Origin of the sequence: Balneola sp. (genome assembly GCA_003712055.1) — a bacterium.
Lineage (GTDB): Bacteria > Bacteroidota > Rhodothermia > Balneolales > Balneolaceae > RHLJ01.
Window position 1 is genome coordinate 18,713 of sequence record RHLJ01000002.1, and the last position, 15,597, is coordinate 34,309.

Sequence of the window (15,597 nt, forward strand, 5' to 3'; positions counted from 1 at the left end):
CACTCTATGACCAAAAAATTTAAGGAAATAAAACAACTGAATTATTCTCAAGCTGAGGTTGAGATTCAGAAGTGGTGGAGCGAGCACCTGATTTTTAGAAAAAGTCTGGAGAGCCGGGAGGATGGAATTCCTTTTACTTTTTTTGAAGGCCCACCTACTGCAAATGGTAAGCCAGGTATTCACCATGTAATGGGAAGAACGGTTAAAGATCTTTTTTGCAGGTACAAGACGCTTAAGGGATTTAAAGTTGAGCGAAAAGCTGGTTGGGATACTCATGGACTCCCCGTTGAAATTGAGGTAGAGAAAGAGCTTGGTTTGGAAGGTCGTTCTCAGGTAGAGGAATACGGAATTGCGGAATACAATGCCAAATGCCGAGAAAGTGTATTGAAGTACAAAGATCTTTGGGATGATCTTACTTCAAGAATGGGGTATTGGGTGGATCAGGAGAATCCATATATCACTTTCGAAAATGAATATATCGAATCGGTTTGGTGGGCATTATCTAAATTATTTGATAAAGGTCTGATTTATAAAGGCTACAAGATCCAGTGGTATTCTCCTGGGAGTGGTACGGTACTTTCATCTCACGAAGTTAGCTTAGGATACAAAGAAGCTCAGGATCCATCTATTTATGTGAAGTTTAAGGCAAGCGGGGAAGATAATACCTACTTCCTCGCGTGGACTACTACGCCCTGGACGACGATTTCTAATATGGCACTCACTATCAATCCAAATTTGGAGTATGCAAAAGTGGGCCATAATGGTGAGAACTACATTGTAGCAAAAGGGTGTGTTGAAAGAGTATTCGGGGAAGAATTTATACACATTGAAGATATAAGTGGTTTTAATTTATTAGGTCGCACCTATGACCCTATTTTTGATTATGCGCAAAAAGATATTGACCCTTCTGAAGCCTGGAAAGTAATTCCCGCTGATTATGTTACGATTGACGACGGGACCGGAGTAGTACATACTGCACCTGCTTATGGTGCTGATGATTACGATTCATGCCAAAAGGCAGGAATTCCTATGTTCAATCCCATTGACAGGGAGGGAAGGTTTACCGAGTTAGTACCGGATTTTGAAGGTCAATGGTTCAAAGATGCTGATAAGGAAATTGCAAGAGCCATCAAAGAAAAAGGGTTGATGTTCCGTCACGAAACGTATCTCCACAACTACCCATTCGATTGGAGAAAGGGTACACCGTTGATGAGTTATCCAGTTGAATCTTGGTTCATCAAAACCACAGATGTGAAGAAAAGGATGGTGGAACTAAATAAGACCATAAACTGGAAGCCTGAAAACACAGGTACAGGACGTTTTGGTACCTGGTTGGAAAATAACGTGGACTGGGCAATTTCCCGACAGCGCTACTGGGGAACTCCTATCCCTATTTGGCAAAGTGACAAAAATCCTGAGTATGTGGAATGTATCTCCAATATGAGGATGCTGCGAGAAAAAGCAGGTATTCCGGAAGACAAGGAACTGGATTTACATCGCCCGTACATCGATGAAATTACATGGCCAGCCCCTGATGGAGGTACCATGCGGAGAGTTCCGGACCTTTTGGATGTGTGGTTCGATTCTGGCTCAATGCCTTTTGCCCAGTGGCATTATCCTTATGATAATGACCATGAATTCAGCTATAACTACCCTGCAGATTTTATTGCTGAGGGTGTCGATCAAACGCGTGGATGGTTTTATACCTTGCATGCACTAGGAACTATGCTATTTAATGAGGTCGCCTTTAAAAATGTAGTTTCCAACGGTCTTGTGCTTGATGAAAAAGGCGAGAAAATGAGTAAATCGAAAGGGAATACGGTAGATCCTTTCGAAGTGATTGAAAAGTATGGGGCTGATTCTGTTCGATGGTATATGATGAGTAATTCATCTCCCTGGGACAATTTGAAATTCAGTATCTCCGGCTTGGAAGAGGTTCAGCGAAAATTTTTTGGTACACTAGTGAATACCTATTCATTCTTTGCTTTGTATGCCAATATTGATGGATTTAATTACTCGGGCAATCAAATTCCTATTCCGGATCGGCCTGAAATTGATCAGTGGGTGATCTCTCGCCTGAACACTGTTATTAAAAAGGTAGAAGAGTTCTTTGAAGATTATGAGCCTACCAAGGCTGCCCGTGAAATGGAAACCTTTGTGGAAGAGCTGAGTAACTGGTATGTGCGAAGAAATCGAAGGCGGTTCTGGAAGTCCGGAACTACGCTGGATAAAACAGCTGCGTATCAAACCTTATATGAATGTTTAAAAACAATCAGCCAATTAATTAGTCCTATTGCTCCGTTCATGGGTGAGTGGTTGTATCAAAGGCTGAATGAGGTTTCGAAACTGGATGAAGAATCGGTTCATTTGTCATTTTTTCCCACAGTGGAAGAAACAGCCATTTTCAAAAACCTCGAACATAAAATGGATATGGCTCGGTTGATTTCTTCTATTGTACTAAGAATTAGAAATCAAATTGAGGTGAATGTAAGACAGCCTTTAGCAAGAATTATTCTTCCAATTAAAGATGAGGTGGAGCGTCATGCAATACTTTCAGTGAAGGATATTATTCTCGAAGAGGTTAATGTAAAAGACATTCAGTTTGTTGATGATGATTCTGGCATCGTTCATAAAAGTGCGAAGCCTAATTACCCTGTCTTGGGTAAGCGTCTTGGGCCAAAAATGAAAGCAGTGGCATCGAGGGTGTCACAGCTATCAACCGAGGAAATCACCCTATTTGAAAAAGAAGGGTTTATTGATATTGACTTGGAGAATGAAACAATTCGTATTGACGGAGAAGGTCTTGATATTATTCGGACAGGTCTTGAAGGATGGAAGGTGGAAACCGAGCGGGGTTTAAGTGTGGCCGTGGATACGGAAATGACGGTTGAACTCGTTCAGGAAGGCATTGCACGTGAATTTGTGAATCGTGTTCAAAATATGCGCAAGGAAGCTGACTTTGAAGTAACGGATCGAATTGCAGTTGGAATTGATGCTAAAGATGAGCTAAAAGAGGCAGTAGTTTCGATGAGCGAATACATTAAGCAGGAAATTTTAGCTGAAGAGCTACAACTTGAAGACCTAAAAGTGGCAGACTTCACAAAAATTTGGGAAATTGGTGACAGTGATTGCACCATTTCGATTAGAAGAACGGTTAATTCTTAATAGATAACGACATGGCTAATAAAGCGGAACAAACTGAAAGAATATCCCCCTATAACGATAAAGAACTTGAATACTTCAAGCAGATCATCTTGAAGAAGAGAGCAGACGCTGATGAAGAGCTGCAAACATTGCAGCGTACTTTGAGAGAAAGTATGGAAAACTCTTCTGATGAATCCGCTTATTCATTTCATATGGCTGATGCCGGTACTGATGCTCAGGAGCGGGAAAAGACATACATGCTATTCAATCGAACCAAAAAGTTTGTAAAGTATCTGGACGACGCTCTAAAAAGGATCGATAATAAAACCTATGGGGTTTGTAAAGTGACTGGTAAGAAAATCTCTAAAGGGAGACTTGAAGCTGTACCTCATACCCAGTTAAGTATCGAAGCGAAATTAAAACGCCGCTAACCCCCAGAATTTGACACCCAAAAAACTTGCTGCTTTATTTGTTCCGGCAGTTTTAGTAATAGCGATTGATCAGCTTACAAAGTGGATCATACGCACTACTCCGGAGTTGCACCGCTATGATGTAATCGATGGCTGGCTGGCTTTTTACTATACCCAAAACGATGGTATGGCAATGGGCATTGATATTTTTTCGACACCAGTTGTAAGCTCTATTTCCATTCTGGCAACAATTGGAATCCTATCATACCTATTGTATACCATGGACAAATCGCCTGTAAAATACCTGATTTTTATGGGACTGGTTATTGGAGGCGCATTAGGGAATATAACAGACCGATTAACGATGGGTTTTATTGAGGGGTACGGGGGCTTGCTTGATGGACACGTGGTAGATTTCATCCACTTTAACCTCGAAATCAATGATTGGCCAGTATTCCCTTACATCTTTAATATGGCTGACGTAGCCATCTCTGTTTCCATTATCACGCTTCTGGTCTTCAATAAGCAGCTAATGCCGCATCATGAAGAAGAGGTTTTGGAAGAACCTGTTTCAGAAGAAGAATCTACTGTTGAAGAAACTCAGGCTCCAGTGGTAGAAGAGAAGCCACTAGAAGAGAAATAGCTTTATTTTTCCAAAGAAGTCTTATTAGGACTAAAAATATCCAGATCATCTTCAAAAGTGATCTGGTCCACAATTTCCAGACCGAAGCTTTTTATACCAATCCGTTTTACAGGATTATTCGTGAGCAGCTGTAATTTGCGAACCCCTAATGAACGTAGTATCTGGGCACCTACTCCGTAGTCTTTGGAGTCTCCCTTTTTGGGATTATTGTTAATTTCCTCTTGTTGACGAGGAAGTTTCCCATCCTGCATAGCCTTCAGAGTTCTAAGTTGATTAACCAACACAGAACCTCGCTGGTTACGGTTCATATAGAGCACAATACCCGTTCCCATTCGCTCAACTTGCAGCATTGCCTGATGTAGGAGTTCACTAGTATCAGCATTTCTGGCTCCAAAAATATCACCAATCAAATCGGAGGAGTGAACACGGGTTAGTACAGGCTCGTCTTTTGTCCAGCTTCCTTTTGTTAAAGCAAGATGGATATCTCCAGTAAGTGTTTCTTCAAAAGCGTGAAGGGTGAAGTCGCCATACATGGTAGGCATATTTACCTCCATCACTTCTTTTACCAGGCTCTCATTTTCATTCCGATAGGCAATCAAATCTTTGATGGTGACGAACTTCATATCAAATTCTTTCGCCATCTTTGCTAGATCAGGAACCCGGGCCATTTCCCCATTTTCAAGCATAATCTCACAAATTACGCCTACGGGTTGAAGTCCGGCTAACCTGGCCAAATCCAAAGCTGCTTCGGTATGACCAGCTCTTCGCAGTACACCGCCCTCTGCTCCTATAAGAGGGAAAATATGTCCTGGCCTTCGAAAATCTCCGGGTTTAGAATCTTCTTTTGTTAGTTCCAGTATGGTATTGGCGCGATCAGCGGCAGAAATTCCGGTGGTAGTAAGTCGTTTATGATCGATAGAAATTGTGAAATTCGCTTCATCAGGATCAGCCCCTTCAACAACCATATTATTAAGGCGGAACTTCTCTGCTACTTTTTTAGTGACGGGGACACAAACCAGGCCTCGACCATGAGTAACCATAAAGTTTATGGCTTGGGTAGTAGCCATCTCTCCAGCCATTAAAAAATCACCTTCATTTTCCCTGTCCTCATCGTCAACAACGATGATCATTTTGCCAGCCTTGATATCCTCAATGGCTTCGGGAATGGTATGGAAGCGAATATTGTCCAATTTACTTGCTACCCTTTTCTTTCTTTTCCGGTTTATTTGGATTTACATCAGTAATCGCATTTTTCAGGAAGCGGATTTTGACGTTACTTCCTACTTCTACTAATACAGAATCGTCTTCGATTGCATTTAGCACACCAATGATACCGGAAGATGTAACCACTTTATCTCCCTTTTTCATTTCAGAAACTTTACGTTGAATTTCTTTCTGACGCTGACTTTGTGGGCGAATGATGAAGAAATAGAATACCAGGAAAATACCCCCAAGAAAAACCAGGTTGATGAATCCACTATTTGGATCGTTAGGGTTTCCCATGAATAGAAATGCTAGTGTATGCATATGTAGCCGTAATTATGTGGTGTTTATTTAGCCTCGGAAGATAGGGAATAATTCAATGATCAATTAAGAATTGTTGAATTAAGACTCCCCTTCTAGTTCCTCATTATTAGCTAAGACATTTTTTATGCTCCTGAAAGTGTCTGATAGAAGCAATGCCTCTAACCCAGTTCAGGAATGATGAAATCTCTTTCCATTCTTGATATAATCTTCTAAAATCGGAGCAGGTTTGAATCTTGGTCCGAATTTCTCCGCGAAACCATTCAAGTGGTCAACAACCTGTTGTGCTCCCAATTGATCGATATATCTGAAAGGTCCACCAGTGAAAGGAGGGAAGCCCAATCCAAGGATGGCGCCTAAATCGCCATCGGTAGGAGATTTGAGAATTTCTTCTTGTAAACAATAAGCAGCTTCATTCACCATCATTAAAGCCATACGGAGTTGAGCTGTTTCAGCATCTATATTATTTCTCGAGCTTCCTCCAAAAAAGGAATAGATATCGGAATTGGGAGATTTCTTCTTTCCGTCATAGTTGTACAAGCCCTTTTTATTTTTGCGGCCAAGGAACCCGGCATCCATAAGCTCTTTGGCTTTTGTGGATGATTTTCCTCCCCGCGCATTAAAAACCGGGGACATGGTTTCACCTACGTGGGCACCTACATCAAACCCTACCTCGTCGAGTAAAGCCATTGGTCCTACCGGGTAGCCAAATTTCTTCATTACTTTATCCAGGAATTCAATAGAAGCTCCTTCTTCAAGCAAGAGCAAGGCCTCGTTCATATAAGGTGCCAAAATTCTGGTGGTGTAAAATCCGGGTCCGTCATTGACTACAATAACTGTTTTACCCTGCTTAACTCCAACCTCATAGGCAGTAGCAGTTACCCAGTCTGCGGTTTGGGGAGTAATAATGATCTCAAGCAAAGGCATTTTCTGAACCGGTGAGAAGTAATGCATTCCAATAATATTCTCGGGTCGTTTTGCTCCTTCTGCAATATCCACAATAGGCAGTGAGGAGGTATTGGTAGCAAAGATGCATCTGTCAGAAGTGATTGCCTCTACTTCAGCAACAATTCTTCTTTTGAGATCTAGATCTTCGAATACTGCTTCAATAACCAGATCAGCTTTTCCAAATACGTTATAAGAATCGGTTCCGGTTACTCGGCTTGCAATTTGATCTCGTTCAAAACGAGTAATGATTCTCTTTGAAGCTTTTTTATTTAGGCCATCCCAAATCACTTTTTCTCCTTTAGCAGCAGCTTCAGGAGTTTGATCTTTCAATAAGACGGAATAGCCACCTTTATTCACACTTACATCTGCAACCCCGGAGCCCATAAGTCCGGCTCCTAATACACCAATCGTTTTAATGGGCACCTGTTTTCCTTCCAGTGGATTCTTTTTTGCATCAGTCATTGCAAAGAAAAGATTGACTAAAGCTTTGGACTCGAAGGTTGCTCCAGCTTCGCCAAATAATCGGGCTTCATTTTCTAATCCCTTTTCCAGTCCTTTTTGGTAGCCATATTTGACAGAATCAATAATGAGTAAAGGAGCAGGGTAATTACCCTTTGTTTGTGCCAGGGTTTTCTTCCTTGCTTGAGAGAAGATGATGTTCCGGCCAATGGGATTGCTCTCCAATACTTTCTCTACAAACGATCTCCGATCTTTTCGGTTAACAGCGCCTCCTGCTTCAGAAATTTTATGAACAGCTTTGATTGCAGCTTCTTCAAGAGCATCTTTATGGGTGAGCTCATCTACCAGGCCAATTCTTTTGGCCGTTCTGGCATAGATATTCCCCCCTGTTAGCATATACCCAAGAGCTTTTTGAATACCGATGGTTCTAGGTAGTCGTTGTGTTCCTCCGGTACCTGGAATAACTCCAAGTTTAACTTCCGGGAGAGCCAGTACAGTTTTGGGATGGTTGGTAGCAATTCGGTAATGGCAGGCTAGAGATAGCTCAAGTCCACCTCCCATACAGCTTCCATGAATAGCGACAACGAAAGGTTTTTTAGAAGCAGTAATCTTATTTAAAATAGCATTTCCATCCGTGCTGAGTTGCTGCATGGCTTCTGCGGTATCTCGGACTTTAAACATCTCAATGTCTGCTCCAGCAATGAAATTGTTCTCTTTACCACTTATGAGGACAGCGCCATTTAATTCGTCATTTTGATGAAGCTCATCCAAAAAAACATCGAATTGCTCCATCATGGATTCGTCAAGCGTATTGACCTTTTCCCCTGGTTTGTCCAGGCTAAGAACAGCGACGGAGTTTTTATGAGTAATCGTTAAATAGCTCATTGGCCAGCCTCATACTTCTCAATGATCATAGCATGACCCTGTCCACCAGCGGCGCAAGCAGAAACCATGGCGTATTTACCATCTTCCCTATGCAAACGATTCACAGCAGTAGTAACCAGACGAGCCCCAGTGGCTCCAAATGGATGCCCTAAAGAAAGTGAGCCTCCCATAGTGTTGAGTTTATCCATAGGGATTCGCCCGATTGTGTTGTCCCTTCTTAGAGAAGACTCGTTAAAATTTTTAGATTCAAGTGCATTCAGCACCGATAAAACCTGTCCGGCAAAAGCTTCATGGATTTCGAATACATCAATATCATCCAGGCTCATTTCCATAGCGTCTAAAGCTTTTGGAATGGCATAGGCTGGCCCCAACAATAACTCCTCACCCGGGTCTTGAGACACAAAATTGTATTCTCTTAAATAGGCTTTTGGAGTAATTCCCATTGAAAGTGCGGTTTGTTCCTCCATAATAAAACATGCCGATGCTCCATCGGTAAGGAAAGAAGCATTGCCTGCTGTAATAGTGCCATGCGGTTTAATAAATGCAGGTCTGAGTTTAGCAAGTTTCTCCATCGATGTATCCCCTCTGAAACCATTGTCATGAGATACCACATTAAACTTTGGAGATATTTTAGCAGGGATAAGTTCATCATCTAGAAATCCTGTTTCAGTAGCTTTGGCTGCCAGGTGATGGGAGCGCATCGCATATTCGTCCTGATCATTTCTACTTACTCCAAATCGTGCAGCCATTCGGTCAGCACTTTGCCCCATCGTTTCTCCTGTCGAAAATTCAGCGATAGCAGGGAGTTCAGGCATTAAATCTTTGAACCTTAACCCTTTTAAGAATTTCAGGAACTCTACAGGAGATTTATACTTTCTGGCTTCCAATACTTTTTGCCGGAATTTCTTTTTAAATCGAACTGGAATATCCGACATGGTTTCAGTTCCGGAAGCTAATACAATCTTTGCCTGTCCTGATCGGATTAAATCAACACCGCTGGTAATTGCCTGGTTAGAGGAGATACATGCCATTGAAGCAGTAAATGCTGGGACGGTATTAGGAATCCCGGCTCCTAACGCACTTTCCCTAGCTACATTACTCGTTTTTACTTCCTGGATCACAGTGCCCATAATGACCCTGTCGATGGAAGCTGGATCAATAGGGTTTCTTGCTAATAATCCGGTTATAGCCATTCTTCCCAGGTCGTAAGCTAATAGGTCATTATAGTCTGTACTAGACTTTAAAAAAGGGATTCGGGCTCCATCAACAAAAACAGGAGTAAATGGATATTGATTTGTTTTGACCATGGTGTTCAGGGTATAGTTCAGGGGAAGTTAACAGTGTTAACTAAATAATCAACAATTGAATGTAAATTTCTTTGTCTCAAGTTGAAATAGTGGTATATTTGTCGCCCTTCTTAAGGGCGATTAGCTCAGTTGGTTTAGAGCACCTCGTTTACACCGAGGGGGTCGGGGGTTCGAGTCCCTCATCGCCCACATTAACAAAGGCTTCTTAAATGTTTTTTGAGAAGCCTTTGTTGTTTAGGAAAACCCAAATCATCTTCTCAACATCAACTGCATTTGATCTTCATCAAAGTAGCGGCTCTTCCACTTAATAGCCTTTTTTTCTGATCCATAGGTAACAAAACCAAACTTCTCATAAAGTTTCTTTGCATGAGCATTAGTAGGGATAACCGTAAGATTTATTTGTTCAATATCCTCAAGGAGCTTTACTCGATCAATGATTTCCTGGATCATCTGGCCAGCCAACCCTTGCTTGCGGTAATTGGGATCAACATAAATTCGAAAGAGGAGACCCTTATGCCTTAGTTTTCTTCGATTTTCTCCTTCTCTCCTAAAACTGGCTACACCAATAAGCTGGTCTCCATCGTAAGCTCCAATCGTAAAACTATCCTTAGTATTTTTGGTGGGAAACCCTTCAGGTTTGTCGTCCTCCGGGGTAATTCTGAAACTGTCTTCTGCCTCCACAAATCCTTTTCGAACAAGGATTTTATAGGCTTTTAATTCGCTAGAGAGCACTTCTTTGATTTCGGGCATAGTTGGATCAATTTTTAATCAAAGTATGAAGCCTCAGGAAAAGTTGAATCTCTTTTGTCATCCCGCATCGGAATACGGAATAACTAGAAAAGAATGGATTAGAACTTACACCATAAATTCTTTTGGATATACAACGGTTCCGCTTACTCCTTTCAATCCGTTCTCAGTAAGGGGAATAGCCATACAATTTTCTTTGGGAGCTTCGAACGGGAGTACAATTCCAAAAGTGTGAGCTTGCTGGTATCCAAACCTTGGATAATAATTTTCATGGCCCAGCAGAATGACAGATTGATAGCCTAATTCTTTGGCTCCAGAATGTGCATACTGTATAAGAGATCCTCCAATTCCCTTTCTCTGGTATTCAGGTAATACTGAAACAGGAGCCAGAGCTAATGATTTATAGGTTCGTTGAGTACTTTTTATAAATATCCTGGTTAATAAGATATGTCCAACTATGGTTGAGCCAATTTCTGCGACCAATGAAAGTTCAGGAATAAAAGCCGCTGAATGCCTTAATCGCTCAACAAGGAATTGCTCCTGGTGATCGCTTAACTCCTCTGTTGCAAATGCCTGTTCTATAAGCTCAAAAACTGCCGTATAGTCCGCAGGTTCTTCCTGTCGTATGATTAAATCCATGTACCGTAGCCCTTTCGTATTCTGCTGATGTTATTGATCAAGGAGAACCCAGAAAGAGATTTGTGACAATTAAATTGAATGTTAGTATGCCCAGAAGTTCTACACCTATCTGTATTGTTCGAAAATCTCAGTACTCACCCAATAAAGTTCTTTATTACTAGTGTATATAAAGTACTTGCTGTCTGGAGTAACATATGGGCATAACTCATATCGATCAGAAAGGGAAATGAAATCCGGAGCAAAGACAGTTGGTTCTAGGCTCGGCTTAGTTTCACTAAGAAGTAATATCGGATTAATTTGCTCATTGCTTTCAGAGCATGCCATGAAAAGAAAAAGAAACAGAGAAATAGTGAATATTTCATAGAGACAAAGTCTCAGAATTATAAAGAAAAATACTGTTCAAAAATGAATATAAAACTATTGCTTTTGATAAATATTAATATCATTAAATAAAAACACTATTTATTATTTAAAATAATATGTTATTATTTATATATAATTATTGTAGTAATATTTAAGAGTAGATATATAAATGGAAATAAAATTTGTTAAGCGCTCAGTTGTAAAATCCTCCAAAAAAAGATCATCAAAATTTCGTCCCTTATTTGAGGCTATAGAAAAATTAAAGCCCGGAGGTCAGGCAGTTGAGGTATCCTTCACTTCTGATAAAGATCTTAATTCGATGAGAACAGCCGTGTATCAGTTTTGCAGGCAAAAAAATTACAGTGTTAGAAGTAAGAAGGACGCGGTAAATAAAAAGATTTATTACTATCGCGATAAATAAACTGGAATAGGTGCAAGAGGGATTAATTTGTTGTAAATAGGATTTCCCCTTTCCAAGTCATTCGGTACATTCAAAAAAAATAATCGAACATGAGTGTTACCGAAATAGACCTTCCCCAACGATTAGTTAAAGAGCACGTACTTGAGCAATTCAAAGCAATTAGGGCTTTTTCTCATTTCATCACAGACCCGCTTGAGCCGGAAGATTTTGTTATTCAATCGATGGAAAATGCAAGTCCTACAAAATGGCACCTTGCTCATACCAGTTGGTTTTATGAAACCTTTGTTTTGGGTAAGTATAAAGCCGGTTTTGAAAGCCTTCATCCTCAGTACGCTTATTTCTTTAACTCATATTATTTACAAACCGGAGTTCCCTTTACAAGAGCCAACCGTGGTTTACTTTCCCGGCCAACGGTAAAAGAGGTATTTGAATACCGAGCTTATGTAAATGAACAAATGGAATCTTTCATTGATCAGTGTGATGAAGAAACCTGGTCACTGGTAGCACCAATCATTGAAATCGGGAATCATCATGAGCAGCAGCATCAGGAGCTTATTCTTACAGATTTGAAATACTTGCTTGCTCAAAACCCATTGTTACCAATTTATAGAGAAAGAGAAGTTCCGGAAGCTACACTGGTTGGCGAATTAACATGGACGGAATTTGAAGAGGGGTTGGTAGAAATCGGTAATAAAGGAAATGAGTTCACTTATGATAATGAGCACCCGCATCACAGAACTTTTGTTCAGGATTTTGAACTGGCGAACCGGTTGATTACCAATGGAGAATTTCTCGAATTTATGGAAGATGGTGGATATGAAAAGTCACCATTTTGGCTAGACGAAGGATGGTCTTCATTAAAAAAAGAAAACTGGGAAGCCCCTCTATATTGGTTTAAAAGAGACGGGGAATGGATGCAATTCACTCTTTCAGGAGCAAGGAAGGTTAGCATGAGTGAGCCGGTAACTCATATCAGCTATTTTGAAGCCGATGCTTTTGCTAGATGGAAAGGAGTACGTTTGCCAACCGAGCAAGAGTGGGAGCATGCCTGCAATGGATTAGAAGTTGCCGGTAATTTTGTTGATGAAAAAGCTTTTCACCCGATGCCAAATGAAGGTTCTGGTACCGGTTTAAATCAGATGTATGGAGATGTTTGGGAATGGACTATGAGTAGTTATTCACCCTACCCAAATTATAAACCTCTCCCAGGAGCTTTGGGTGAGTATAATGGCAAATTCATGGCTAATCAGTATGTACTCAGAGGAGGCTCATGTGCTACATCTAAATCACACATCCGAAAAACCTATAGAAATTTTTTCCATACCAATGCCCGATGGCAATTCAGTGGGATAAGATTAGCACGTTAAGGAGTATTAAAAGGAATATGGCGACCAATAAAGAAACCATGCTCAAAGAAGTTATGCATGGAATGAATCAAACACCTAAAGCCCTGCCCAGCAAGTATTTTTATGATGAGAAGGGATCACGATTGTTTGATGAGATTACAGAACTGGAAGAATACTATCCAACAAGAACAGAGCGGTTAATCCTGGAAGAAAACGTAGATAGTATTTCTGCGGAGCTGGGAGATAAAGTGCTGTTGATTGAACCAGGAAGTGGTAGCAGTGAAAAAACTAAAATTCTGCTCTCCAAAATGGATTCGATTTGTTGCTATATCCCTATAGATATTTCAGGAGATTATTTAGGTCAGGTTGCTGAAGGGTTGAGGGAAGAATTTCCAGGGATTGATATTCAACCCCTTGCTGTCGATTATACCCATCCTTTTGAGGTACCTGATATTTATAATTCATCCAGGCGGGTAGTATTTTTTCCAGGGTCAACAATCGGAAATTTCAAAAAGGGTACTGTAGTACGTTTCTTTGAGGTAATAGCTGATATTCTTGGAAAGGACGGAGCGATGCTGATTGGTGTTGATCTCAAGAAAGATGTTAAAGTACTGGAAGATGCATACAACGACGCAAGAGAAGTAACAGCGGCGTTCAATAAAAATATGCTCAAACATCTGAACAGAGAAATAGGAACTGATTTTGATCTGGATGCTTATGATCACAAAGCGGTTTGGAATCAGGAGGCTGGGCGGATTGAGATGAGGTTATATGCCAACAAACAGCATAGTGTAAAGGTAAATGGAAATAGCTTTGTTCTCGAGGAAGGAGAATTCATCCATACTGAAAACTCTCATAAGTACTCGCTATCGGAGTTTGAGGAATTAGTTTCCCCTTGGTTTAAGGTAGTTAAGGTTTGGAGTGATCAGAATAATCTATTTAGTGTTCAGTATCTCGAACCTGTCTAGTATTTAGTTAATGGTTATTAGTTATAAGGAAATAACCAATAACCATTAACCATTAACTAATAACCTTAACCTACCCCTCAACTCCAGCCCATTTTAGATAGAGATCCCTCACTTCTTCTATATGCTCATCAAGCGTTTCAATACTCCAATTAGAGGTATCAATAGATGGATGAAAGTGTGTCGTTAAGGTTCCACTTTTAGACATGATGGACCCTCCAATACTTAACTCGTTATTCCCCTCAAAATAGATAGGTACAATTGGGTACCCCAGGTCGATGGCCATTCTGAATGCTCCTTTTTTAAAAGGCCCAATTATTCCTTCATGTTTTCGGGATCCTTCCGGAGCAATCATCACGGAGCGATTATTCCTTTTTAGATGATTGTATGTCTTTTGAAGCGTAGAAACTGCCTTTTCACTATTCTGGCGTTTGATGAAAACCTGACCTGTTAATTTCCCCATTATGAAGAATATTGGAAAATATTGAAGTTCCCATTTAGCAACATATCGTAGTTTTGGGATTCCAAGTGCCATTAATGTAAGTATATCTAGTGTTGAGCTGTGATTGATGATATACATGGCAGGCTGGGTAAATCTGGGTCCATGATACTTTCTCTTGTAGTGTATCCCAATTACTTTCATTACAGGAATTGCAATAGCTGGAGCGAAACGCTGTACAGCTAGATCTCCAAGTCTTCCTCCCATAAATAAAACAAGAATGAATGAGATTGGAATGACAAGAATAAAAAGTAACGTAAAGAAAATTATTCCGACTATACTCCTTACGTATTCAATAAGCCTAATAGATCTACCCATTAAAAGGAAGGTGGAGATATCAGGAACAAAAGCCAAGTTTTTTTAGCGAAAGGCATCCGGAATATGCTCAATTAAAGGAGGGAGATTTTCTTCTTTAAGAATACTGATCACATCAAAACGAAGAGGGGAGTCGTGGGCATTATTTTCTATTACCCATGTTTCTGCCGCTTTGAAAACGTGGGCTACTTTTGCTTCCGTTACGTGTTCCAAAGGAGACCCAAACTTTGTGGATGAGCGCATTTTTACTTCCAGAAATACAATAAAGGAATCATCTTTAGCAATGATGTCAACTTCAGAATGCCCGGAGTAATAATTCCGGTCCAAAATTTCCCATCCCTTAGTTAATAAAAACTCACAAGCCAGGTCTTCTGCTTTATTTCCGATATGGCGATGAGTTTCAGTCACTGGGAGTTATTTTCTCTTTTATCGACTCCTTAACCTCCACCAATTTGACAAGCTGCTTCAAAAAGCCAAGGTTTTTCTTGTTGATATATGGAAGAAGTGCACTTGTGAAGCGCTCAAACATTTCGAGGAAGTCGTTATAGTTTTCGATTCGTTGTTTGAATTCCTGGCTTTCCTGGTCTTCGAGTCCCCCTGCTTCAAGGGTTTTAATGCATTCCTTAAGCTCTGCTCTAATGGGTGCTATTTCTTGTTGCTGCCGTTCTCTGATTATGGTTGAAACAATTTTCCAAACATCTGTTTCGGCTGAGTAATAGTCTTTTCGATCTCCTTCAACTTTAACTTTGTGAATGAGCTCCCAATCAAGAAGACGGCGCAGGTTCATATTTGCATTACCACGGCTGATGTCCAGTATCTCCATGATAGTGTCAGTATCCAGCGGATTTGATTCGGCATATAGAAGAGCATGGATTTGAGACATCGTCTTGTTGATCCCCCATGCAGAGGCCATGTCTCCCCAAAGCTTAACAAATTGATCAAGCGCTTTCTGGTAAGATTGCGAATGAGCCGGATTCATCTG

Annotated in this window: 15 protein-coding genes and 1 tRNA gene; 7 read left to right on the plus strand and 9 right to left on the minus strand. The window is 40.6% G+C overall.

Going from position 1 to position 15,597, the window contains the following annotated elements; all coding sequences use genetic code 11:
• Positions 1 to 6 precede the first annotated feature (6 nt).
• Genes ED557_05035 through ED557_05045 form a run of 3 tightly spaced genes read left to right on the plus strand, consistent with a single transcriptional unit; the run spans position 7 to position 4,197 of the window.
• Positions 7 to 3,165 (plus strand): isoleucine--tRNA ligase, encoded by a 3,159-nt coding sequence (locus ED557_05035; GenBank protein RNC84358.1) that lies wholly within the window; start codon positions 7 to 9, stop codon positions 3,163 to 3,165.
• 11 nt (positions 3,166 to 3,176) lie between these two features.
• On the plus strand, positions 3,177 to 3,575 hold the full coding sequence (locus tag ED557_05040) for a molecular chaperone DnaK (GenBank protein RNC84359.1): 399 nt from the start codon (positions 3,177 to 3,179) through the stop codon (positions 3,573 to 3,575).
• A gap of 10 nt (positions 3,576 to 3,585) precedes the next feature.
• Positions 3,586 to 4,197 (plus strand): signal peptidase II, encoded by a 612-nt coding sequence (locus ED557_05045; GenBank protein ID RNC84360.1) that lies wholly within the window; start codon positions 3,586 to 3,588, stop codon positions 4,195 to 4,197.
• 2 nt (positions 4,198 to 4,199) lie between these two features.
• Here ED557_05045 and ribB read toward each other — a convergent pair whose 3' ends face one another.
• The 4 genes from ribB to ED557_05065 all read right to left on the minus strand — a co-directional run bounded on the left by ribB (position 4,200) and on the right by ED557_05065 (position 9,320).
• The gene (gene ribB, locus ED557_05050; GenBank protein ID RNC84786.1) at positions 4,200 to 5,327 is read right to left on the minus strand and encodes a 3,4-dihydroxy-2-butanone-4-phosphate synthase; all 1,128 of its coding nucleotides are present in this window, start codon (positions 5,325 to 5,327) and stop codon (positions 4,200 to 4,202) included.
• A gap of 61 nt (positions 5,328 to 5,388) precedes the next feature.
• Positions 5,389 to 5,724, minus strand: coding sequence for a preprotein translocase subunit YajC (gene yajC, locus ED557_05055; GenBank protein RNC84361.1), 336 nt, complete (start codon positions 5,722 to 5,724; stop codon positions 5,389 to 5,391).
• A gap of 168 nt (positions 5,725 to 5,892) precedes the next feature.
• Positions 5,893 to 8,013, minus strand: coding sequence for a fatty acid oxidation complex subunit alpha FadJ (locus ED557_05060; protein ID RNC84362.1), 2,121 nt, complete (start codon positions 8,011 to 8,013; stop codon positions 5,893 to 5,895).
• Positions 8,010 to 9,320: a thiolase family protein gene (locus tag ED557_05065; protein RNC84363.1), complete on the minus strand. Its 1,311-nt coding sequence runs from the start codon at positions 9,318 to 9,320 to the stop codon at positions 8,010 to 8,012. The genes ED557_05060 and ED557_05065 overlap by 4 nt, the downstream gene beginning before the upstream one ends.
• Before the next feature lie 114 nt (positions 9,321 to 9,434).
• On the opposite strand from ED557_05065, the gene ED557_05070 reads away from it, so the two are divergent.
• Positions 9,435 to 9,509, plus strand: a tRNA-Val gene (locus ED557_05070).
• Between the two features lie 60 nt (positions 9,510 to 9,569).
• Here the strand turns inward: ED557_05070 and ED557_05075 are convergent.
• Together ED557_05075 and ED557_05080 are read right to left on the minus strand one after the other, a co-directional pair.
• Positions 9,570 to 10,070, minus strand: a complete 501-nt coding sequence (locus ED557_05075) for a GNAT family N-acetyltransferase (GenBank protein RNC84364.1) — start codon at positions 10,068 to 10,070, stop codon at positions 9,570 to 9,572.
• 105 nt (positions 10,071 to 10,175) lie between these two features.
• Positions 10,176 to 10,706, minus strand: coding sequence for an N-acetyltransferase (locus ED557_05080; protein RNC84365.1), 531 nt, complete (start codon positions 10,704 to 10,706; stop codon positions 10,176 to 10,178).
• Between the two features lie 532 nt (positions 10,707 to 11,238).
• On the opposite strand from ED557_05080, the gene ED557_05085 reads away from it, so the two are divergent.
• The 3 genes from ED557_05085 (at position 11,239) to egtD (ending at position 13,804) form a co-directional block, all read left to right on the plus strand.
• Positions 11,239 to 11,490, plus strand: a complete 252-nt coding sequence (locus ED557_05085; protein ID RNC84366.1) for a hypothetical protein — start codon at positions 11,239 to 11,241, stop codon at positions 11,488 to 11,490.
• Positions 11,491 to 11,579: 89 nt separating this feature from the next.
• A complete protein-coding gene (locus ED557_05090) occupies positions 11,580 to 12,857 on the plus strand; it encodes an ergothioneine biosynthesis protein EgtB (protein RNC84367.1) in 1,278 nt (425 codons plus the stop codon).
• Between the two features lie 38 nt (positions 12,858 to 12,895).
• Positions 12,896 to 13,804 carry an L-histidine N(alpha)-methyltransferase gene (gene egtD, locus ED557_05095; GenBank protein RNC84368.1) on the plus strand — a complete coding sequence of 303 codons (909 nt, stop codon included), beginning with the start codon at positions 12,896 to 12,898 and terminating at the stop codon, positions 13,802 to 13,804.
• Positions 13,805 to 13,874: 70 nt separating this feature from the next.
• Here the strand turns inward: egtD and ED557_05100 are convergent, their stop codons facing one another.
• Genes ED557_05100 through ED557_05110 form a run of 3 tightly spaced genes read right to left on the minus strand, consistent with a single transcriptional unit; the run spans position 13,875 to position 15,594 of the window.
• Complete coding sequence (locus ED557_05100) at positions 13,875 to 14,618, minus strand: 1-acylglycerol-3-phosphate O-acyltransferase (protein ID RNC84787.1); 744 nt, start codon at positions 14,616 to 14,618, stop codon at positions 13,875 to 13,877.
• Between the two features lie 42 nt (positions 14,619 to 14,660).
• Complete coding sequence (locus tag ED557_05105; GenBank protein ID RNC84369.1) at positions 14,661 to 15,023, minus strand: YraN family protein; 363 nt, start codon at positions 15,021 to 15,023, stop codon at positions 14,661 to 14,663.
• On the minus strand, positions 15,016 to 15,594 hold the full coding sequence (locus tag ED557_05110) for a hypothetical protein (GenBank protein RNC84370.1): 579 nt from the start codon (positions 15,592 to 15,594) through the stop codon (positions 15,016 to 15,018). Before ED557_05110 ends, ED557_05105 begins: the two co-directional genes overlap by 8 nt.
• Positions 15,595 to 15,597 lie beyond the last annotated feature (3 nt).